The sequence below is a fragment of the Nocardia sp. BSTN01 genome, assembly GCF_015354405.1.
Classification (GTDB): domain Bacteria; phylum Actinomycetota; class Actinomycetes; order Mycobacteriales; family Mycobacteriaceae; genus Nocardia.
In genome coordinates, this window is record NZ_JADKYP010000031.1 from 52700 (window position 1) to 72763 (window position 20064).

The window sequence follows — 20064 nt, forward strand, 5'->3', positions numbered from 1 at the left end:
TCCGAAGTAGGAGCCGGGCCCGTCGTTCGTGCGCTCAGGCGCGACTGCGGATCGCCTTGTAGATGACCAGAATGATCACGGCACCGATGATCGCGCCGAGGAAAGTGTGCTGAACGGGCGGGTGGACGCTGAACTTGTGCGGGGCGAAGACCAGACTGCCCAGGGTCCCGCCGACGTAACCGCCGACGATGCCCAGCACGATGGTCAGAATCCAGCCGAAGTTCTCCTTACCGGGAACCAGGAGGCGAGCGATCGCACCGGCGATGAGGCCGATGATGATCATCGTGATGATACCCATGGTGAATCTCCTTGCGGGCAACCTGTAGGGGACCCGACGGTAGCAGGGGAAAGGGCCTGTTCGCAGGCACACGACGTCGCCCCAGGCGAATTCGCGCCCGGGGCGAAGGGGTGTGCCCGGCCGATTACAGGTCGACGGGAGTCTTCTTGGCCACGCTGCGTACCTCGACGGCGTAGATCATCTCCATCACGCCCATGAAGATCAGCCACCAGCCGACGACCAGTGCCAGCACGGTGATCGAGTGGATGGGCCAGACCACCAGTGCGATACCACCGATCAACAACAGGATGCCGAAGAAGATCGACCAGCCGCGACCCGGAACCCCTTGCGGCGTCTCGGCTCCCGCGACCATGGCGGCGATCCCGCGGAACAGCCAGCTGATGCCGATCCACAGGCCCAGCAGCACCAGGGAGTTGCCGATGCTGCGGAAGGCGAAGAAGGCGAGGATGAACGACAGGATGCCGCTGATGAGGGTCAGCACCCGGTAGCCGGTGCTGACGTGCGGGCCGAAGGCGGCGACCAACTGCAGAATTCCGGAGATCAGCAGATATACGCCGAACAGAATGCCGGCCACGGCGAGCGTCGGACCGGGCCAGACGAGCACGATAATCCCGACGATCACCGACAGCAGGCCGATGACCAGCAATGATTGCCATGCGCCACGGGCCAATTGGTGCAATGGCCCCACGTAAACTCCCTCTTTGCTGGTTGTCATGTGGGCAGGATAAGTCCAGTGGACTCGATAGCGGGCAATTAACCAGTATCGAACGAGTTACGTTGTGCGTGGGTGTGACCGCACGTGGGTGGGTGGTACCATATATGGCATGAACAAGACGACCGTGTACCTTCCCGAGGACTTGGAAATGCGTCTCGACGCCGAGTCCGCGGCTACCGGCGTCAGCAAGGCGGAGTTGATCCGGACCGCCATCCGGCAACTTCTGGAAGCGTCCGGCCCCCCGAAAAGGCGTGCGCTGCCGGTCTTTCGGAGCGGGCGGGTCCGTGATGCGGACTCCATGGATGACGACATTCATGCCCACATCAAGGAGCGAGCGGCCCGGCGGTGATCATCGTCGCGGATACTTCGGCGCTGTTCGCCGGATTCGATGCCGACCAGCCCGAACAGTCGCGCATCGCCGAGATATTGGACAAAGAGGTGTTGGCAATCTCTCCGCTGGTGATCACCGAGCTGGACCATTTGGTCCACCGAGATCTGGGCTTCTCCGCGGCGATGCAGGTTGTAGACGCGTTGGCGGATCGCATGACGGAAGGGCAATACCGGCTGGCGGAGTTGAAGCCTGCCGATGTCGTTGCGGCCCAGTCCGTCCGGCGAAAATACGAGGGTTTGCGGCTCGATTTGGCCGACGGGGTCGGTGTCGTTCTGGCGGACAGGTACAAGACCGATCTGATCCTCACGCTGGACCAGCGGGATTTCCGTGCCATCGAGCCGCTGTCACCCGGTATGCGGTCCTTCCGAATCCTTCCGTTCGATATGTGAGGCCACCAGCCGGACTCCGTGGTCGGGCTCGCCGACTCCGGAGCGACCGGCATCTGCACACCCTGAGCGGGCCGCAGGCGCGTGCCGCCCTGCTCGGCGCGGGGGTCGACGAGGTGATGGCCGACGCGATCATGGCGCTACGGGCCACCGCGCTCGATTCGTTCACCTCGGTGATCCATCCGGACGTGGAGCAGATCACCGGCCGCCCCGCCCGCACCTTCCGGGAATGGGCCCGCGACCATCGCGCCGAATTCGAATAGGCAACGGCCGCAACGGTTTCACGCCGGCCGCACCGGTCGTCGGCGGTCGGCGCGACGGCGATGGATAGGCTGGGTGCGGGTATCGACACCTGTCCACCGCTGCGCAGAATCGAGGCGTCATGGAACTGAGTCTGCACTACTGGAACTTCTCGACTCCCGCCGATCCGGCGCGCACCGCCGGTGCCATCGCGGAGACCGCGCGGATCGCCGAGGAGGGCGGTTTCACCGAATTCACGGTGATGGATCACTACTTCCAGATGGAACACACCGGCGTGGCCGAGGAGCCGATGCTCGAGGCCTACACGACGCTGGGATACGTCGCCGCGCTGACCGAGCGGATGCGCCTGGCCGTGCTGGTGACCGGTGTGATGTACCGGTATCCCGGTCTGCTCGCCAAGATCGTCACCACGCTGGACGTGCTGTCGGGCGGGCGTGCGCAACTCGGTATCGGCGCCTCCTGGTACGAGCGGGAGCAGCGCGGGCTGGGTGTGCCGCTGGTGCCGATGGGGGAGCGCTTCGAACGACTCGAGGAGACGCTGCAGATCTGCCTGCAGATGTGGAGCGACGACAACGGCCCGTACCGGGGCGCCCACTACCGGTTGGACGAAACACTGTGTGTACCGGCGCCGTTGAGCCGTCCGCGGCCGCCGATCCTGATCGGTGGTGGCGGAGAGAAGAAGACCCTGCTGCTGGTCGCCCGCTACGCCGAGGCGTGCAATCTGTTCGCCTCCTCGCCCGAGGATGTCACGCACAAACTCGACGTGCTGCGCGCGCACTGCGCGGCGGAGGGGCGCGATTACGACGCGATCCGCAAGACCGCCACCTACATCGGCCCGGTCGTGAACGATCCCGACGCCTTCGTCGCCGACGCCGAACGCTATGCGGCACTGGGGATCACACAATTCGACATCATGCCCGACCGGGATCCGGTCGAATACGCCGAACGCGCGGCGGAGTTGGTGCCGCGGCTGCGTTCACTCTGATGCGTTCACCCCGATGCGCGGCCGTACTCGCCGAACGCCGGTTCCAGCAGATCGAAGATCCGATCGGCCTCGGCGGTGACGGTGGCCGCGACGTGGTGACGCGAGGCGCCGGACAGTTGTAGCTGCTGAATCCGCTGGAACAGCAGTCGGCAGGCCGCCGCGAACTGGGCGGCGGCCGCCCGGCGCAGCAGGTCGTCACCGGGCAGCACCTCGGCCAAGGCCTGTTCGCGCAGCTCGTGGAGTTCGCGCACCCGCGCGGTGAGTGTCGGGCTGTCGGCGAGCATGCGGCTGAACTCCGGCCCTGAGAAGCCCTGGTCGGCGGCGTAATCCTGGGCCGCGGTCCGGAACCGGCGTCGTAGCGCGGCGAGGGCCGATTCGTTCGCGGCGCGGGCGGTCACCGCCGCGGCGAGGGCGCCGACGAACTGCTCGTGATGGTCCAGTGCCAGATCCTCCTTGCGCGGGAAATAGTTGGTCACGGTTTTCTTCGCCACCCGTGCGGCCTCGGCGATCTCGGCGATCGTGGTCGCCTCGAATCCGCGCTCGATGAACAGCCTGGTCGCGGTGTCGGAGATCTCCTGGCGGGTCTGCTGCTTCTTGGTCTCCCGCAGTCCCGGGGATGCGCTGGTCACGGAAGAAGATTACCACCAACATAAAAATCGCCTTGACGTACGTTGAGGTGGCTGTCTAATTTTACGTCGGTCGTAAGTATTTGATCGGGTTGCCTGGCAACAGCTGCCGAGTCATCCGGGTTTCCGTACGCGGCGGCATGCCGCCCAGGTCGAAAGGCGCTGTCAGTGCGCGCAATTCAGTTCACACCCGCCGCGGATCGCATAGCCGGCGCCCGGATCGTGGAGATCGCGCGTCCCGTGCCCGCTCCCGGGCAATTGCTGGTCCGCACCGAGTTGACCGGGGTGAGTATCGGCCTGGTGCGGATGCTGCGGGCCGATGCCACGGCGAATCCCGGCGGGGAGATGGTCGGAACGGTGGTCGCGGTGGGTTCCGGCCTCGAAGAATCCTGGATCGGCACCCGGGTGGGCGGGGTGGTGTTCGCCTCGGTGTATGCCGAATACGTCTGTGCCACACCGGCGATGGTCACCGAGGTCCCGGCCGGTGTGCCGGCGGCCGACGCCCTGGCCGTGGTGCGTGGTGGCCTGGTCGCGATGGGCGTGGTGCGCGCCGCGAAATCCGTTGCGGGCAGCTCGGTTCTGATCACCGCCGCCGCCTCCGGAGCCGGCCATCTGGCGCTGCAGCTCGCCCGGGCGGCCGGAGCGACCCGGGTGGTCGCCGCGGTCGGATCGGCCGACAAGGCCGATTTCGCGCGGGAGTGCGGCGCCGATGCCGCGGTGACCTACGACCGTCCGTGGTCCGAGACCTTCGATATCGTGCTCGACGGTGTCGGCGGTGACGTGGTGCAGCGCGGGGTGGACAGCCTGGGACCACACGGCACGCTGGTCGCCTTCAGTGCCGGCGGCGGCGCGGTCGACACCTCCACGTTGCTGGGTGAACTCAAAACGGTCACCGGTTTTTCGATGGGATTGCTGTCGCGGACCGAGCCCGAACTCATCGAGCGGTATCGCGCGGAATTGTGGAAGCTGTTGGCGCAGAACGAGTTACGGCCACACGTGGAGGTGCGTGACTGGACCGAACTGGATGTGGTCGTCGATCTGATCGCCGCCCGCCGCACCGTGGGGCGGATGGCGATCAGCACCGGACCCGGCGTGTGACGAGCACGCTCGCGCTCACAACACCGCCTGGGTCTGGGTGACCTTGCCGACGAGTTTGCCGGCGTCGTCGTGGATTTCGGTTTCCACCACGATGAAACTGCGCCCCGCGTGCAGCGGCGTCGACGAGGCCACCGCGTAACCGGACCGTACCGCCCGCAGGAAGTTCGTCTTCGACTCCACGGTCGTGGTGCCCTGTTTGCCCTCCGGCAGATTCAGGTACGCGCATACCGCGCCGGTGGCGTCGGCCAGCGACATCAGCACCCCGCCGTGCAGGACACCGCCGAGCGTGCACAGGCTCTCGTCCCAGGCGAGCCGGCTGCGCACCAGCTTCGGCCCGTGCTCGAGCACCTCGACGCCCAGTTTCTCGGTGAACGGCATGGTGCTGTGGAACAGCCGGGTTCCTTCGGTATCGATCATGATGTCGAGCTTGCCCGGACGCGTGCGCGAGGTCCATTACCTTCGGGGTAACGATCGCGGGCGGGGCGCATCGGCCACCAGTTCAGCGGGCCCATCAATCGCACCAGCGCCGGCACCAGCAGCATTCGCACCAGCGTGGCGTCGATGATCAGCGCCAGGATCATGCCGAGGCCGAGGAATCGCATCGGGGTCAGCGGGGACAGCGTGAAGGCGCCGGTGATGAACACCAGAAGCGTTGCGGCCGAGGTGATCACGCGGGCGGTGCGGACCGTGCCGGTGCGGATCGCGGACACGGTGTCGCAACCGGCGTGGCGGGCCTCGACCATGCGCGAGAGCAGGAAGACCTCGTAGTCGGTGGAGAGCCCGAAGACGACGGCGATGATCAGCACCATCATCCCCGCCGAGAGCGGTCCCACGCTCACGTGCAGCAGATCGGCCAGATTGCCCCGGCAGAAGATCCAGGTCAGGATGCCGAAGGTCGCCGCGAGGCTGAGGAAGGCCAGCAGTACCGCCTTGACCGGCAGCACCGCCGAGCGGAACGCCGCGCCGAGCAGGATCAGCGTGGCGAGCACCATCACCGCGATCATCAGCGGCATCCGGGAGGTGATGGCCGCGACGCTGTCCACGGTGGCCGCGGTGTCGCCCCCGACCTGGATCTTCACACCATCGGGTGGGTCGAATTCCCGTATGCGCGTCACGGTTTCGGCAGCGCCGGGGGAGCGGTCGGGGTCGTCCAGCGCCGCGTGCAGTACGACCGCGTCGTCCACCGTGGCGAGTCGCTGCACGTCGTGCACACCCGGGATCGTGCCGAGCGCGCGGATCGCGGCGGCGGTGGGCCGGGAGTCGGGTGGTGCGCCGTCACCGCGCAGCAGAACCGTCGCGCCGCTGCCGGCCTCCGGGAAACGGGTGGCGAGTTCGTCGACGCCCGCGCGCACGGCATTGCCCGCCGGAAGCGCCGTGTGGTCGACATCGCCGAGCCGGACGCCCAGCACCGGTGTGGCCAGCACGAGCAGCAGCCCGCCTACGGTGACGGCCACGAGACCGGGCCGGCGCACCACCGCGTCGACCACCCGGCCCCACCATCGCTCGGCGCGCCGCTGTCCGCGGTCGAAGGCGTCGCGGCGCCAACTCCAGGCGCCGACGCGGTGACCGAGCAGCGCGAGCGCGGCCGGCAGGACGGTCAGCGACAGCCCCGCGGCCAGCAGCACCGCCGCGATGGCCCCGAAGCCCAGCGACCGCAAAACGGCCTGCGGGAAGACGAGCGTTCCGGCGAAGGCGCAGGCCAGCAGCAGCGCAGAGAATCCGACGGTGCGACCGGCGGTGGCCAGGGTGCGGGTCACCGCCTCGGAGACCGCGGCCCCCGCGGCGAGTTCCTCCCGGAATCGGGTGACCACGAACAACCCGTAGTCGATGGCCAGGCCCAGCCCCAGCAGCGAGGCCACGTTCACGGCGAACACACTCACCTCGGTGGCATGTGCGATCGTTCCGACCGCACCCAGTGAGCCCACGACGGCGAGCACACCCACCAGCAGCGGCAGGCCGGCGGCGACCACCCCGCCGAATACCAGCACCAGAATCGCCGCGGTGATCGGCAGCGAGATGGATTCGGCGAGAACCAGATCGTGCCGGGACTGGCGGTCGATCTCGTCGGCGAGTGCGCTGTAGCCGGTGAAGCGCACCGAGACGCCGGGAACGGTCAGCGCCGCGGCGATGTCGTGGTAGGCGGCGATGCGCTGATTGTCGTCGCCGGCGGCGAACACCACGGCCAGCCCCTGCCGGCCGTCCGCCGACCGCAGGAAGCCCTGGCGCGGTGGGGCGTTGTTCCAATAGGTCTGCACCGGCTGGGCCAGCAGTGCCGGATCGATGTGGTCCACCGCCTGCTGGACGCGCGGGCCGAGTGCGGTGAGGTCCTGTCCGTCGGGCGCGGTGTAGATCGCGATCACATCGGGGTTCTGCCGGCCCAGATGCGCGGTGACCACCCGGTCGACGAGCGCGGATTCGCTGCCCGGATCGGCGAATCCGGCCGCGCTCACTCGCTGCTGGACGTCGGCGCCGAACAGTCCGCATACGATCGCGACACCGATGGCCGCCAGTAGTACCAGTGTCGGGCGGGTACCGACGAGCCGCGCCCAGCGTGTCATGCGAGTACCGAATCCGGCTGCGGTAGTTCGCTTTCCAAGGTATCCGCGATGCGGTCCAGCAGCGCTTCGAGCCGATCCTCGATACCGTGGCCGTTGCGCGCGGAGACCGTCAGCTCGGTGCGGCCGCCGGCCTCGACCATCGCGAACAGCAGCGGCATCGCGACGCTGTGCTGCGGCAGCACCCGCACCGACGTGGGCGACCAGCCGGGCACCGCCAGTTCGCCGAGATCGAAGCGGCCCATGTGCGAGACCGTCGCCGAGGCGAGGTTGCGTCCGAAGCGGGCGCCGAGCGCGTTGGTGGTGCGCAGAATGATGCGGCCGACTGCATGTGGAGCGTTGGCGATCGCGCTGGCGGCCAGCTGGTTGAGTTCCGTGCGTTCCCGCAGACCCGCGCGCATGTGTTCGCGCACCTGCCGCCAATCCTGGCCGGGACGGATGTCGAGGAACAGCGGCAACGCCAGATTCGCCGTCGACCGCAGCTGTGGGTCGTGGCGGCGCAGATCGACCGGCACCATGATCCGCTGCGTAGTGCCCGCGGCATCGGCCAGCAGTGCCGACACCCGCGCCACCGCACCGGGACCGGTGGCCGCGATACTGCGGTGCCGCAGCAGATGCCGGGGGCTGCCCACCTCCTGACGGCCGTGGCCGACCGCCGCGCGGAAGCGGGGAATCATCGCGGTGGGACGTCCGGGTGCGCCGAGGCGCCGCACCAGTTCCCGGTCGGCGACCGGGTCGCGAAGTTCCTCCGGCTGTTCACCGCGTAGCGCGGCGAGGACGTTGCGGGTCCACAGCACCATGCCCATCCCGTCCATGACGCCGTGGAACACCCGGAAGATCACGGTGACCGGGTCGCCGGTCAGCAGCAGCACCTCACAGGTGGTCTCCGGGGTCGGGCCGATCGCCGACGCGAGGACCGGATCCGCCTCGAGGCGGGCGTAGTTCACGACGTGACCGGGAAGCTCGCGCACGGCGGGCGGCACGCCGGTGTCCACCCAGTATGTGCCCTCGCGCCGCAGCCGCGCGCCCGGGCAGGCGGCGGCCGCGACCGCGACAGCCCGGCGCAACCGCTCCGCGTCGAGGGTTCCGGTTCCCGGAATCGCCAGTTGCATCAGAAACGGCGGCGCCATATCCCGCATGGGAAAATACATGCGCTCGGTGGGCGAGATCCGCCGCCGGAAGACGGTACTCATGATCGGCTCCTGACTGTGCGTTACCGCAGATCGCGGGTGAGTTGCTCGATGCCGCCCTCGGATTCGAGCCACGACAGGAACCCGGCCAGGCCCTGTTCGCGGTCGACGATCGGCGCGTAACCGAAATCCCGTGCCGCCGCGCCGGTGTCGTAGGTCGCGGTGCGGGTCAGCAACGCGACCACATAGCGCGACAGCGGTGGCGACCAGCGCCGCGCGATCGCCGGTACGCGCCAGACGGTTTCGAGCACCGAGACGGCGACCGCCAGCACCCGCGGATCGGGCCGCCGGCTGGGCGCCGGGTAGCCGAGCCCGCACGCCACCTCGGCGAGGAAGGCCCACACGTCGGTCTGCTCCGCGTCGGCGACGAAATAGGCCTTGCCACCGACCCGGTCGGTGCCGGCGGCGCCCAGGCAGGCGTGCACGATGTTGTCGACATGGCACAGCGACGCCCGGACCGAGCGGCCGAACGACAGATCGGGCAGGCGCCCCTGCGCGGTCCGTCCCAGCAGGCGCACGATCGGCCCGGAGCGGTCGCCGGCTCCCCAGATCGCGCGCGGCCGCAGCGCGCAGGTGGTGAAACCCGCGGTGTCGGCGGCCAAGACGGCGCGCTCGGCGGCGGCCTTGGTCTCGGAGTAGAAGTTCAGATAGTGGCGCGGATACGGCACCGATTCGTCGATGTCGATCTGATCGCCGCCGTCGCGATCCATCAGCGCGCTCGGACTCGAGATGAACACGAAACGCGTCGCTCCCGCGGCGCGGGCCGCGCGCAGCAGGACTTCGGTGGCGCGCAGGTTCTCGGCGCGAAACTGCGCGCGGGTGCCGCGCTCGTCGACGCGGGCGGCGCTGTGGAACACGACATCGACTCCGGCGCAGGCACTTTCGAGCGAGCTTTCATCGGTGAGGTCGCCGAAGGCGACCCGCACACCGTCGAGATCGGGCAGATCACCGAGGTTGCTGGTGCGCCGCGCGAGCACGGTCACCTCGTGGCCGCCCTCGCGTACCAGGCGGCGGACCAGCGCGCCGCCGAGAAATCCGGATGCGCCCGTGACGAGCGCCTTCACCGTTGCTTCTCCTCGAAAGACGCCGTGCTACCGGCTGTTTCGGTACGCCACCAGGTGAGACCGAACAGCTGCGTCATGACGGCGGTGTACAGGCGGGACCGGCCGCTGCCTCGTGCGGCGCGCAACGCGACCGGAATCTGGGCGGCGTGCACACCGATGCTGAGCATCGCGTCGATCCACCACAGGGCTCGCAGCCAGCGGCGGCCGGAGTGCCGGATTGCCGGACCGGCCAGCAGAAACAACCAACCGGCAATCGGAATACTGCGTAGTGCGACAACTTTCACCGTCGCACCGCCTTCGCGGTCTGCCGGGCCGCCCATACCGCGAGCTGTTCGCGCCCGATCTTGGCGTTGTGCCGGATGTCGACCGGGAAGTTCGGATGGAACAGGAACTCCGAGATCTTCGTGGTGAGCTCGAATTCCGCGCCACGCGCACGCAGCGCGGCGGTCACGTCGTCACGATCGGCGCCCGCGCCCAGTTCCACACACAGCACGGGGCGCTGGGCTCCGGCCGGGCCCACCCCGACCAGCGCCGTGCGCGCCACACCGGCGACGGCGTTGAAGATCTGTTCGACCTGGACCGTGAACATCGGCCCGTCGGCGGTGCGTACCCGCTGAGATTTGCGCCCGCAGAACCAGATTCGTCCCTGATCGTCGATCCGTGCCAGGTCGCCGGTGCGATGCCAGACGGTCTCGCCGTCGATGATCTTGCCCGTCGCGTTCGCCGCGGCGGGCCAGTAATAGCGGGTGCTCACATTCGGCCCCGCCACCACCAGTTCGCCGATGCCGCCGGTGGTCGCCACGTCGTTCTCCCGGGCCTGGGCGTCCGCCCAGGTAGGCAGCGGGTCGTCGGTGATCGCCACGACGCGCGCCCGCACCCGGTCGGCGGGGCGGCCGATGCAGGTGCCCGCGCCGGCGCGGGCGCGTTCGGACAGGCCGTCCAGCAGTTCACGCGATTCGATCGTCGACATCGGCAGCGCCTCGGTGGACCCGTATCCGGCGTAGACCAGCACATCCTCGTCGAGCACCGCGCGCAGGCCGGCGATACACCAGTCCGGGACCGGTGCGCCCCCGGAGTAGATACTGCGCAGCGTCGGTAGCCGGGTGCCGGTCTGTTCCAGGTGGCGCAGCAGCGGGATGAGCGCCGCGGGAGAGGCGAACATGGTGCGTACCCCGAATCTGCCGATGGCGTCGGCCACGTGCGCCGGATCGGTCGAACCCACCTTGCTGGGGATCAGCGGCGGCAGGACGCACTGGGAGCCGAGCAGCAGATCCAGGATGCCGACCAGCGGCAGCGTGATCAGCGAGGTCTGCGGCGGTACGTGGCCGCGCGCGGCGTGGACCTGCTCGACCATGGCCGACAGATTGCCGTGGGTCATCTCCACGGCCTTGGCGGGTCCGGTGCTCCCGGTGGTGAAGGCGATCATCAGCGGGTCGTCGTCGGGCGCCGGAGTGCGCTCCGGCGCCGTGCCGGACGGGCGGCGGCCCCAGCTGTCGAAGGTCGCTCCGCCCCAGAACCAGCGCCGCCCGACCGTGACCGCGACCCGCACCCCGCGGAAGTAGCGGCGGAACAGCACTCGCGCCGCATGCGCCTGCGGAATGCCGATGAACGCCTCGGCGTCGGCCGCCCGCAGGCACCGCAGCATCCGGCGCAGGCCCATGCCCGGATCGATGACCACCGGCACGGCACCGATCTTCAACAGGCCCAGCATGATCGCGTACAGCTCCGGCCCGGGCAGCACCAGCACGATGGTGCGGGTTCCGCTGCCCACGCCCGCGGCGGTGAGCCGCTCACCGACCGCGTCGGACCAGCGATCCAGGTCGGCGTAACTCAGCCGCCGATAGTGCGGCGTGGGCGTGGGTCCGGCGTCGGCGAAATACACCGCGGTGCGGTCCGGTTCGGCGGCGGCGACCACGCGGAACCGGTCGACCGCGCGCCAGTAGGTACCGCTCACGCCGCCGCACCGGCGGCGACCGGCAGGCGGTACACCGCGGCCGCCGCCGACGGTCCCGCGCCCGCCGCGACGAACAGCACGGTGTCGAAGCCGACGAGCGAATCTTCTTCCACCGCACGGTGATAGGCCAGCGGCAGCGAGGCGGTGTGCGGATCGCCGGCGGACAGATCGGGGGTGCGGACCGCGCTCATACCGAGGGTGTCCGCCAGCAACCGCGGGAACTTCGGGGTGGGCGTGGACGCGATGAGAACCGTTGCGGCGGGATCGATGTCGTCGGCGTCCAGGGCGCGCCGACCGGCGTCGGCCGCGATCTCGAGCAGCCGATCCTCGAATCCGGGTTCGCGTTCCACCGTCATCAGTCGGCGTCCGGCCGTACCCATCGTGGTGACGTCGACATACGACTGCACCGCGGGGGAGCCCGAACCCGCGACGGTGTGCACGCGGCCGAAGCCGACCGGCTCGTCGGTGTGCTCGAGCAGCAGCGCGGCACCGGCGGTGGCATAGGGGAATTCGTCGTCGGCGGCCGATCGGGCCAGCGACGGATGGGTGTCTCCGGAGACGATCAGGACATGGCCGGACCCGGCGGTCTCGAGAATCGACTGGGCGACCTGGACCGCGTTGAGCACACCGGTGGCGCCGTTCATCAGGTCGAAGGAGAACGAGCGCGGATCGCCGAACCGGTAGTCCAGTCCGATCCCCGCCTCCTTCTGGATCAGCGCCGACACCGCCGGTTCCACGGTGTTGGAGTCGCGGAAGATGCCCGCGTTGATGAGCACGCCGACCTGCTCCGGCGCCACACCGGCGCGTTCGAGGCTCCGGCGCGCGGCCCGGCCACTGTGTTCGACGATGCTGAACGTGTCGCCCTCGCGACTGATTCCGGTGGATGTGATGGCAACGCCCATGACCAGTACCTCAGACCTTCAGAGACGAAATCGTGGTGGACAGGAAGCCGCCGACCACACCGGAGGCGGCCGGAACCATCAGCAGTTTCGAGCCGGCCGGGATCTCTCCGCGGCTCAGATGGTCGTGCAGCACGATGAAATGCGAAGTGCTGGAAGTGTTCCCGTATTCGGTCAGCACATTGAGGTCGGGCGGCATCGGTGCGCCGAATTCCCGTTCGGCGATGGCGTTCATGTACGGGATCGCCGCCGCGCCGAACTGATGGTGGATGACGAAGTCGAAGTTCTCCTCGGCGAATGTGGTGCCGCGCTTGTCGTAGAACATGCGCTGGGTGTCGGTCCACAGCAGGAAACGCGCTTCGTTGTGCATCTTGCGGTTGTCGGTGTAGAGCGCGACGCCCTGGCTTTTGTCACTGGGCATGCCCAGGCACAGGTGGGAGAACTCCGAGGCGGTGACCAGTTCGATGTAGTCGATGCGGTCGGCCTCGTCGACGGAGCGGTCGAGCACCACCGCGGCCGCGGAATCTCCCACGGTGAGCGACGCGAATTGCAGATCGTATTTGTCGGAAATTTCGCGCACTGCGGTATCGGCGATGGGAGTAATGGCCTCGCCGCTCACCACGATGCCGTTGCGCACCATTCCGGAGCGAATCATGCGATCGAGAATGTAGGTTCCGCTGAGCATTCCCGCGCAGGCGTTGGAAAGGTCGAAGGTTATCGCGTTCTCCGCACCGATCCGTCGGGCCAGAGCCGAGGCGAACGACGGCTCCATATATATCTTGTCGGCGTCCTTACTGCGGGTGATGGAGGTGGAGATGACCACCTCTATCTCTGATCCGGAGTACTGTGACCTGGATAAACACTCGTCCAGCGCCTTGCCGGCCAGGACGAACGAGTCCTCGTAGGATTCCGGGCGGGTATCGTGAACGCGGCGTTCGCGCACGCCTGTGATCTTTTCGAGATCGAAGGCGGGCGGTACGGCGAGGCGCGATATCAATTCCTCGGTGGTGACCCTTTTTTCGGGTAGATATGCGCCGATCGCTTCGAAACGAGAATGCGGCACGCCGCCTCCTGAATTGGCATGACGAATGCTTGCGGAATTTGTTCGTGACGTGATGCTACCCGAGAGTAACTAGCGCATTCTTGATCCGCATCTCGACGCTTCGGCGGAGTGGGTGCGCGGACGATGTATTTGTGACAGCAAGTCGCGGCAAGTAGTAACTATTCGGCTATCGATAGCTATCGCCTCTACGGCGGCACATTGCCGGGCGCGGGTGTGCACATCGAGCACTCCGCTAACTCGCAGAGTGTCGGATTATTGGTGAAACTTCATATCGGCCGGGGCCATCGATTGTGAGAGACCTCACCGAGTGCGGGGCTGCCCGACCCGGGTCGGCCCAGCCGTGCCACGACCGCGCGCGGCAGCCGCGGCCACACGAGGTTCAGTGCGCGCCAAGGCCATTGCGGCACACAGGCGCGCACCGGCTCGGCCTCGATCGCGGCGACCATCGCGGCCACACCGCGCTCGAGCGGAACGACCAGCCGGGCATCGTCGGCGCGCGCGGACATCTCGGTGGCGATGAAACCCGGCTGCACGGTGGCATTCCACCCTAGTGCGGCCCGGCCACGTGATCAGGACATCCGGCGGGCCCCGGCGGCGGGCACGGCGACGAAGAATCGCGGTGGCGAGAAACCGTCGTCGCGAAATCGTCGCCGGATCGCGGCCGCGATCGAATCGGTGCGGTCGATATCGGTCACGGCGATGATGCTGCCGCCGAATCCGCCGCCGACCATGCGCGCACCGTGGGCGCCGGCGTCGAGCGCGGCCGCCACCGCCGCGTCCAGTTCCGGCGTCGAGACCTCGAAATCGTCGCGCAGCGAGGCGTGGGCGCTGGTCAGCAGCGGCCCGATCGCGCGCGGATCACACCCGTCGCGCAGCAGTCCGACGACGGTCAGCACCCGGGCGTTCTCGGTGACGACGTGGCGGGCGCGCCGACGCAGCACCGGATTCGCCAGTCGCTCCGTTTCCGCCGGATCGGTGACGGCTCGCAGCGAATGGACGCCCAGGGCGTGCGCCGCCTGCTCGCATTCGCGCCGGCGCCGGCCGTACCCGCCGTCGGCCAGCCGGTGCGGGGTGTCGGTATCGGCCACCAGCAACTGCAGCCCGGCCGCGGCGAGATCGAAGGGCACCTGGGCGGAGTCGCCGGTGGCGAAGTCCAGGAACAGGGCGTGCCCCGCCGTGCAGAGCAGCGACGCGGACTGGTCCAGGGTCCCCGTCGCGGCGCCGACGTACGAGTTCTCCGCGGCCCGCCCGATGTCGATCAGCTCCGCACTGTCGGCGTCGATCCCGAACAGATCGCGAATCGCCAGTGCGACAGCGCATTCCAGCGCCGCCGAGGACGACAGTCCGGCGCCCACCGGCACCGCCCCGTCGATCTCCAGCACCACTCCGGACAGGTCGTGCCCGCGGCGCCGGTACTCGTGCACCACGCCCAGCGGATAGCGGGCCCAGCCGGTGACCGCGGATTCGGCGAGTCCGTCGAGCGATTCGCGAACCTGCCCGGCATGCTGTTTCGAACTCACCCGCACCACGCCGTCCATGGTGACCTCGGCGGTACAGGTCACGACCTGGGGCAGCGCGATCGGCAGTGCGTAACCGTCGTTGTAGTCGGTGTGCTCGCCGATGATGTTGACCCGGCCGGGCGCCACCCACACCCCGCGTCCGGGTGTCGCGCTCACCCCACCTCCCGCAACTCGGCGGCCACGGTCTCGGGGGTGGTGTCACTGATGAACACGTTCATCCCCGATTCCGAACCGGCCAGATACTTCAATTTGCGCGCCGTCCGCCGGATCGAGAACAGCTGCAGGTGCAGCCACCAATCATCGCCGGGCACACCGGATTTCGGTGCCTGGTTCCACGCCGCGACATAGGGCATGGGGGTGTCGAACCGGCGCGCGAAGCGATGCTGCACATCCAGGTAGAGATGTGCGAAACCGTCGCGCTGGGCATCGTCGAGATCGGGGATGTCGGCCACCCGGCGGTGCGGATAGAGCTGGACCTCGTAGGGCCAGCGGGCGAACGGCGGTACGAAGGCGGTCCACTCCTCGTTCGCCGCGACCACCCGGATACCGGCGGCTCGCTCGGCGCCCAGCAGATCGCCGAACAGATTGCTGCCGTGCGCTTTTCGATGGCGCGCCGCGTTGGCGACCATCGTCGCGGTGCGCGGGGTGGGGAAGGGGTAGGCGTAGATCTGGCCGTGCGGATGCGACAGCGTGACGCCGATCTCCTCACCGTGATTCTCGAAGCAGAACACCTGGGCGACGCCGTCGAGCGCTCCGAGTTCGGCACTGCGCTGGGCCCACGCGTCCACCACCAGCCGTGCCCGGCCCGGATCGAGCCCGGCGAACGAACTGTCGTGTTCGCTGGTGAAACACACCACCTCGCAACGGCCGAACCCGTTGCGCAGCAACGTCTCCGGTGACCCTTCGACATGGTCGGGAAGTTCGGCGCGGCCGGTCGACAGCGACGGAAAGCGGTTCTCGAACACCACCACCTGGTAGTCGGCCTCGGGGACCTCGGTGGGATGGCCGGGACGCGAGGGGCACAGCGGGCACAGATCCGCCGGTGGCAGGAAGGTCCGGCTCTGGCGGTGCGAGGCGATCACCACCCACTCGCCCAGCAGGGGATCGAAACGTGCCTGGGAATGCGTGCTGGTCCGGGGCAGGTCCCGGGTGTCGGTGGCGGTGCGCGGCACCGGCTCGCTGTCGAAGTAGATGATTTCGCGTCCGTCGGCCAGCGACCGACGACTCATCACCGGACTCGGCCGCGCCATCGCATCCCTCCGCTCGATCCACCGGATCTCAGCGGGACAGTAACACCGCGGCCGCGGCAGGTGGCGGGTGCCGGATCCGGCGCGGCGCATCCGATCGGACGAACCGCGCCGGATCGGCCTCAGTACTCGCTGCCGAACAACCCTCCCGGCCCGTAGGAACCGGTCGGCGGCGGCGCCGGCATCAATACCCAGCCGCCGCAGTTGGCCGAGGCGAAGGCGACATCGGACGATTTGATCAGCACCCGCACCGGAGTGGTGTGGGTGCGGTCGCTGGCGACGATGGCGGCGTTCGGGTCCGGCGGATCACCGGGTTCGGGAATCTTCCACAGGCGCTCCCAGGAACAGTCGTGCGCCGGGTTCGCCGGCCCCGCGGACTGATAGATACCGGGCGCGATATCGACCCCGACCCGGTACATCCCGTCCCCGGGAATGGTTGTCGCCGGATCGGCGGCCGCGGTGCCTGATCCGAGCATCGTCACCGCGGACGCGACGGTCCCGGCGATCACAAACGTGCGTCCACGCACGGCGGTCCTCCTCGATCTCGCAGACGGCCGTCGACTATCGGGCGGCCGGAGAAGATCCCCGCGTCTTCCGGGGCCTTGGTCTATCAGAATTCCGATAGGCGCGGACCGGATCGTGGAAATATCTGGAGATTCGACAAACGCCCCAGGAGCGGCGGGCGGAAGGTCCGGAAATGCCGTCGCTGAACGTCCCCGCGGGATCCCCTCGCGCCCACGGGGACGGCACCCGCAGGCGGTTCGACCGCCGAGGTGCGAGATGGGAACGTACTGCAGCGTCGGCGGCGAGTGCAACACAGCGGTATTTCAGGATTAAATTACTATGGCTAATCATTCGGATTCAGCATTCCGGCTTTTTCACTCACGGGCCTGGATATCGACGGATTACGCGGAATCGCACGGCGGCAGCGACATTCGGGCAATGATGCGCATTCGGTTCGGGTCCCGCCCCTGTGTGGTCAGCGACACAAACCTGCCGGTTGTTCCGCGACGTCGGTAGGTGGGGCGGCGGCGAGGTAGCTCTGAAATGTTTGTTTCTCGCCTGACTTGACGTCGGATTCGCCGTACGACCGGCGTGTCTGCGGAAATGACGTGCCGGCACTGCTCTGATTGGGGTAACGGTTCAGTAACTGAGCTTGCGCATGTGATGCTGCCGTTGCAACAGTGAACCACTGGGTTTGATGTTACTAGTGGGAAGGGAGGGGTGTGCCCATCCCGGGTGCGCCGTCCGAACATGAACCATCCAGGCATCATCAAGACCGGAGTCAGGCTCGCCGTCGCCGCGGTCACCACGGCCGGTGTGCTGGCGCCCGCCGCCGCTCTCGCCGCGCCGGCCGCGCCCGCAGAACCCGATATGTCGACCAAGTTGGCGGGTAAGACGGTATTTCTGGACCCGGGCCATCAGGGCACGAACCACTCCGAAGACCTCAATCGTCAAGTGAACGATGGGCGCGGCGGCACGAAGGAGTGCCAGACCACGGGTATGACCAGCCGTGGCGGCGTGCCCGAGCACACCATCAACTGGAATGTGGCGCAGCTGGTCCGGCAGTCGCTCGAGGCGCTCGGCGCGCATGTCGTGATGAGCCGTCAGGACGACACCGGCTGGGGCGGATGCGTCGACGAACGCGCGGCGGCCGCCAACAGCTCCGGCGCCGCGGTGGCCGTCAGCATCCACGCCGACGGCGCACCGGAACAGGATCACGGATTCCACCTGATCGTGCCGCAGTTGCCGGTCCCGGACGCCAAAGCGAATCAGGCACAATCCGGTCCCGGCCAGGTCGCCACGAACGCCGTGCGCGACGCCTACAGACAGGCCGGGTTCACGCCCGCGAATTACGCCGGCGCGGTCGACGGTCTGCAGACCCGGTCCGATATCGCGGGTCCGGCGCTGACCGAGGTGCCCGATGTCTTCATCGAAATGGGCAACGGCGCGAATGTCGACGACGCGAGAATGCTCGAGTCGCCCGACGGGCAGCTCAAACACGCCATCGCGATCACGACCGGGCTGGTGAGTTATCTGATCGGAGTGGCCCCCGGCGCTACGTCACCGGCCGCATCGCCGGCCGACAGCGCCGCGAGCGCGCCGCAGACCGGTGCCTCGGAGAGCACGTCGCCGAGCGCCACCCCGCAGAGTCCGGCACCGCAGACCGGCGCGCCGGAGAGTGCGTCCCCGCAGGGATCGACGACGCCGAGTCCGGATGCCCAGAACTCCGGTACACAGAATTCCGGCACACCGAACTCCGGCGCCCAGAATTCGGTTGCACCGCAGCAGAATTCGGCGACCGACGCGTTGCGTGGCACGCCCGGCTCCGGCACCACGCAGTCCGCGCCGGCGTCCACCTCGCCGTCCGCGCCGGCCACGACGCAACCGGGTTCGAATCCGGCGGGCGCTCCGGCCGGCACCTATCACACGGCGCCGGGGACCTATTCGTCGACCGATCCGAGCACGTCCGGGGCCTCGCCGCAGACCTCGACCGCACCCGGAACCAACGGCACCCAGAAGACACCGCAATCCGGTTCCGCCGCGGGTAATCTCGCCACCACCGCGATGCGGTTGCTGCTGCCGCTGGCGAAATCGCTCGGTCTGGGCGACGGTGCGCTCGATTCCGAACTGGTGAATCTCGCCTACACCCTGGTCTCCACCCTCCTGGGGCCGAGCAAGTAGTCGGTCCCGTTCGTGCCCGCCCCTCCGCACGAAGGGGCGGGCACGACCTCGTCCGGGCCTGGGTAAGCTCGGCCGAATGGATCGGCGCATACCTGTTCTGGTGGTCGCGGGATTTCTGGGAGCCGGTAAGACCACGCTGCTGAACCATCTGCTGCGGCGACGCGAGGCCCGGATCGGGGTCGTGGTCAACGATTTCGGCGCGGTGAACATCGACGCGATGCTGGTGGCGGGCCAGGTGGACGCCATGGTCTCGCTGGGCAACGGCTGTGTGTGCTGCGCGGTGGACGTGACCGAACTCGACGAGATGTTCGCCAGGCTCGCCGAGCCGCGCCACGGCATCGACGTGATCGTGGTGGAGGCCAGCGGCCTCGCCGAACCTCGCAATCTGATCCGCATGGTCATCGGCAGTGACAATCCGCGCATTCGCTACGGCGGACTGATCGAAGTCGTGGATGCCGAGCATTTCGACGACAGCCGCGCCCGCCATCCCGAACTGGCCAAACATCTCCGCCTGGCCGATCTGATCGTAGTGAACAAGTCGGACCGGGTACCGGCCGCGCGGCTGGAGGCATTGCGCGCCGAGATCGGGCGGATCACCGCCGGTGCGCCGGTCTATGCCACCGCGCACGGCCGCATCGATCCGCCCCTGCTGTTCGATGTGCCCGAACGTGGCGAATCGACGGTCGCCCGCCAGTTGTCGTTCGACGAACTGCTCGACGATCACGACCACGACGCACCCGGCCACCACCATCTGCACGACGGCTACGACTCTGTATCCTTCACCACCGCAACCGATCTCGACCCGCGCCGCCTGGTGGGTTTCCTGGAGGATCCGCCGCCCGGGTTGTTCCGCGCCAAGGGCGCTACCGCCTTCGGCGTGGGCGGTGAGAGCCGAAAGTTCCTGCTGCACATGGTCGGCCGGCATGTGATCTTCGAGCCGGCGGCGTGGTCGCGGGGCGAAACCCGCGAAACCCGTATGGTGCTCATCGGATCCGGACTCGATACGGAATCCGCGACGGCTCGTCTGCACGCCACCGCTCATACCGGGCCCGAACCGCTGGACGAACAGGCGTTGCTGCCGGTGTGGCGGTATGTGCCGAGGGAGGACTCGGATCGGAGCGCCTGAA

At 68.1% G+C, this 20064-nt stretch carries 22 protein-coding genes; 7 read left to right on the forward strand and 15 right to left on the reverse strand.

Going from position 1 to position 20064, the window contains the following annotated elements; translation table 11 throughout:
• Positions 1–34: 34 nt before the first annotated feature.
• Together IRT45_RS22955 and IRT45_RS22960 are read right to left on the reverse strand one after the other, a co-directional pair.
• On the reverse strand, positions 35–298 hold the full coding sequence (locus tag IRT45_RS22955; RefSeq protein WP_194807888.1) for a GlsB/YeaQ/YmgE family stress response membrane protein: 264 nt from the start codon (positions 296–298) through the stop codon (positions 35–37).
• Between the two features lie 124 nt (positions 299–422).
• Positions 423–1013: an HdeD family acid-resistance protein gene (locus tag IRT45_RS22960; protein WP_039778780.1), complete on the reverse strand. Its 591-nt coding sequence runs from the start codon at positions 1011–1013 to the stop codon at positions 423–425.
• A 109-nt stretch (positions 1014–1122) separates the two neighbouring features.
• Here IRT45_RS22960 and IRT45_RS22965 point away from each other — a divergent pair, with 109 nt between their 5' ends.
• The 4 genes from IRT45_RS22965 (at position 1123) to IRT45_RS22980 (ending at position 3036) form a co-directional block, all read left to right on the forward strand.
• The gene (locus IRT45_RS22965; protein ID WP_194807889.1) at positions 1123–1362 is read left to right on the forward strand and encodes a CopG family transcriptional regulator; all 240 of its coding nucleotides are present in this window, start codon (positions 1123–1125) and stop codon (positions 1360–1362) included.
• Positions 1359–1793 carry a PIN domain-containing protein gene (locus tag IRT45_RS22970; RefSeq protein WP_194807890.1) on the forward strand — a complete coding sequence of 145 codons (435 nt, stop codon included), beginning with the start codon at positions 1359–1361 and terminating at the stop codon, positions 1791–1793. The genes IRT45_RS22965 and IRT45_RS22970 overlap by 4 nt, the downstream gene beginning before the upstream one ends.
• Positions 1790–2053: a hypothetical protein gene (locus tag IRT45_RS22975; protein WP_194807891.1), complete on the forward strand. Its 264-nt coding sequence runs from the start codon at positions 1790–1792 to the stop codon at positions 2051–2053. Before IRT45_RS22970 ends, IRT45_RS22975 begins: the two co-directional genes overlap by 4 nt.
• 119 nt (positions 2054–2172) lie before the next feature.
• A complete protein-coding gene (locus IRT45_RS22980) occupies positions 2173–3036 on the forward strand; it encodes an LLM class F420-dependent oxidoreductase (RefSeq protein WP_194807892.1) in 864 nt (287 codons plus the stop codon).
• A 5-nt stretch (positions 3037–3041) separates the two neighbouring features.
• Here IRT45_RS22980 and IRT45_RS22985 read toward each other — a convergent pair whose 3' ends face one another.
• A complete protein-coding gene (locus IRT45_RS22985) occupies positions 3042–3665 on the reverse strand; it encodes a TetR/AcrR family transcriptional regulator (protein WP_194807893.1) in 624 nt (207 codons plus the stop codon).
• 165 nt (positions 3666–3830) lie between these two features.
• On the opposite strand from IRT45_RS22985, the gene IRT45_RS37825 reads away from it, so the two are divergent.
• A complete protein-coding gene (locus IRT45_RS37825; RefSeq protein WP_194807894.1) occupies positions 3831–4760 on the forward strand; it encodes a zinc-binding dehydrogenase in 930 nt (309 codons plus the stop codon).
• 15 nt (positions 4761–4775) lie between these two features.
• On the opposite strand, the gene IRT45_RS22995 is transcribed toward IRT45_RS37825, so the two are convergent.
• The 12 genes from IRT45_RS22995 to IRT45_RS23050 all read right to left on the reverse strand — a co-directional run bounded on the left by IRT45_RS22995 (position 4776) and on the right by IRT45_RS23050 (position 16779).
• The gene (locus IRT45_RS22995) at positions 4776–5177 is read right to left on the reverse strand and encodes a PaaI family thioesterase (RefSeq protein WP_062999728.1); all 402 of its coding nucleotides are present in this window, start codon (positions 5175–5177) and stop codon (positions 4776–4778) included.
• Complete coding sequence (locus IRT45_RS23000) at positions 5174–7318, reverse strand: MMPL family transporter (protein ID WP_194807895.1); 2145 nt, start codon at positions 7316–7318, stop codon at positions 5174–5176. Before IRT45_RS23000 ends, IRT45_RS22995 begins: the two co-directional genes overlap by 4 nt.
• Positions 7315–8508, reverse strand: a complete 1194-nt coding sequence (locus tag IRT45_RS23005; protein ID WP_194807896.1) for a peptide synthetase — start codon at positions 8506–8508, stop codon at positions 7315–7317. Before IRT45_RS23005 ends, IRT45_RS23000 begins: the two co-directional genes overlap by 4 nt.
• 20 nt (positions 8509–8528) lie before the next feature.
• Positions 8529–9569 carry an NAD-dependent epimerase/dehydratase family protein gene (locus tag IRT45_RS23010; protein ID WP_194807897.1) on the reverse strand — a complete coding sequence of 347 codons (1041 nt, stop codon included), beginning with the start codon at positions 9567–9569 and terminating at the stop codon, positions 8529–8531.
• Positions 9566–9853, reverse strand: coding sequence for a hypothetical protein (locus tag IRT45_RS23015; RefSeq protein WP_309241109.1), 288 nt, complete (start codon positions 9851–9853; stop codon positions 9566–9568). The genes IRT45_RS23010 and IRT45_RS23015 overlap by 4 nt, the downstream gene beginning before the upstream one ends.
• The gene (locus tag IRT45_RS23020; RefSeq protein ID WP_194807899.1) at positions 9850–11523 is read right to left on the reverse strand and encodes a fatty acid CoA ligase family protein; all 1674 of its coding nucleotides are present in this window, start codon (positions 11521–11523) and stop codon (positions 9850–9852) included. The genes IRT45_RS23015 and IRT45_RS23020 overlap by 4 nt, the downstream gene beginning before the upstream one ends.
• The gene (locus IRT45_RS23025; protein WP_194807900.1) at positions 11520–12425 is read right to left on the reverse strand and encodes a hypothetical protein; all 906 of its coding nucleotides are present in this window, start codon (positions 12423–12425) and stop codon (positions 11520–11522) included. The genes IRT45_RS23020 and IRT45_RS23025 overlap by 4 nt, the downstream gene beginning before the upstream one ends.
• Positions 12426–12435: 10 nt before the next feature.
• Positions 12436–13485, reverse strand: coding sequence for a 3-oxoacyl-[acyl-carrier-protein] synthase III C-terminal domain-containing protein (locus tag IRT45_RS23030; protein ID WP_194807901.1), 1050 nt, complete (start codon positions 13483–13485; stop codon positions 12436–12438).
• Between the two features lie 266 nt (positions 13486–13751).
• Positions 13752–14018 carry a hypothetical protein gene (locus tag IRT45_RS23035; protein WP_194807902.1) on the reverse strand — a complete coding sequence of 89 codons (267 nt, stop codon included), beginning with the start codon at positions 14016–14018 and terminating at the stop codon, positions 13752–13754.
• A gap of 36 nt (positions 14019–14054) precedes the next feature.
• On the reverse strand, positions 14055–15161 hold the full coding sequence (gene galK, locus IRT45_RS23040) for a galactokinase (protein ID WP_309241110.1): 1107 nt from the start codon (positions 15159–15161) through the stop codon (positions 14055–14057).
• Complete coding sequence (gene galT / locus IRT45_RS23045; protein WP_194807920.1) at positions 15158–16219, reverse strand: galactose-1-phosphate uridylyltransferase; 1062 nt, start codon at positions 16217–16219, stop codon at positions 15158–15160. The genes galK and galT overlap by 4 nt, the downstream gene beginning before the upstream one ends.
• A 155-nt stretch (positions 16220–16374) precedes the next feature.
• Complete coding sequence (locus IRT45_RS23050) at positions 16375–16779, reverse strand: hypothetical protein (protein WP_194807903.1); 405 nt, start codon at positions 16777–16779, stop codon at positions 16375–16377.
• Positions 16780–17506: 727 nt separating this feature from the next.
• Here IRT45_RS23050 and IRT45_RS23055 point away from each other — a divergent pair.
• Both IRT45_RS23055 and IRT45_RS23060 read left to right on the forward strand, forming a co-directional pair.
• Complete coding sequence (locus IRT45_RS23055; protein WP_194807904.1) at positions 17507–18937, forward strand: N-acetylmuramoyl-L-alanine amidase; 1431 nt, start codon at positions 17507–17509, stop codon at positions 18935–18937.
• 76 nt (positions 18938–19013) lie between these two features.
• Positions 19014–20063, forward strand: a complete 1050-nt coding sequence (locus tag IRT45_RS23060) for a GTP-binding protein (RefSeq protein ID WP_194807905.1) — start codon at positions 19014–19016, stop codon at positions 20061–20063.
• Position 20064 lies beyond the last annotated feature (1 nt).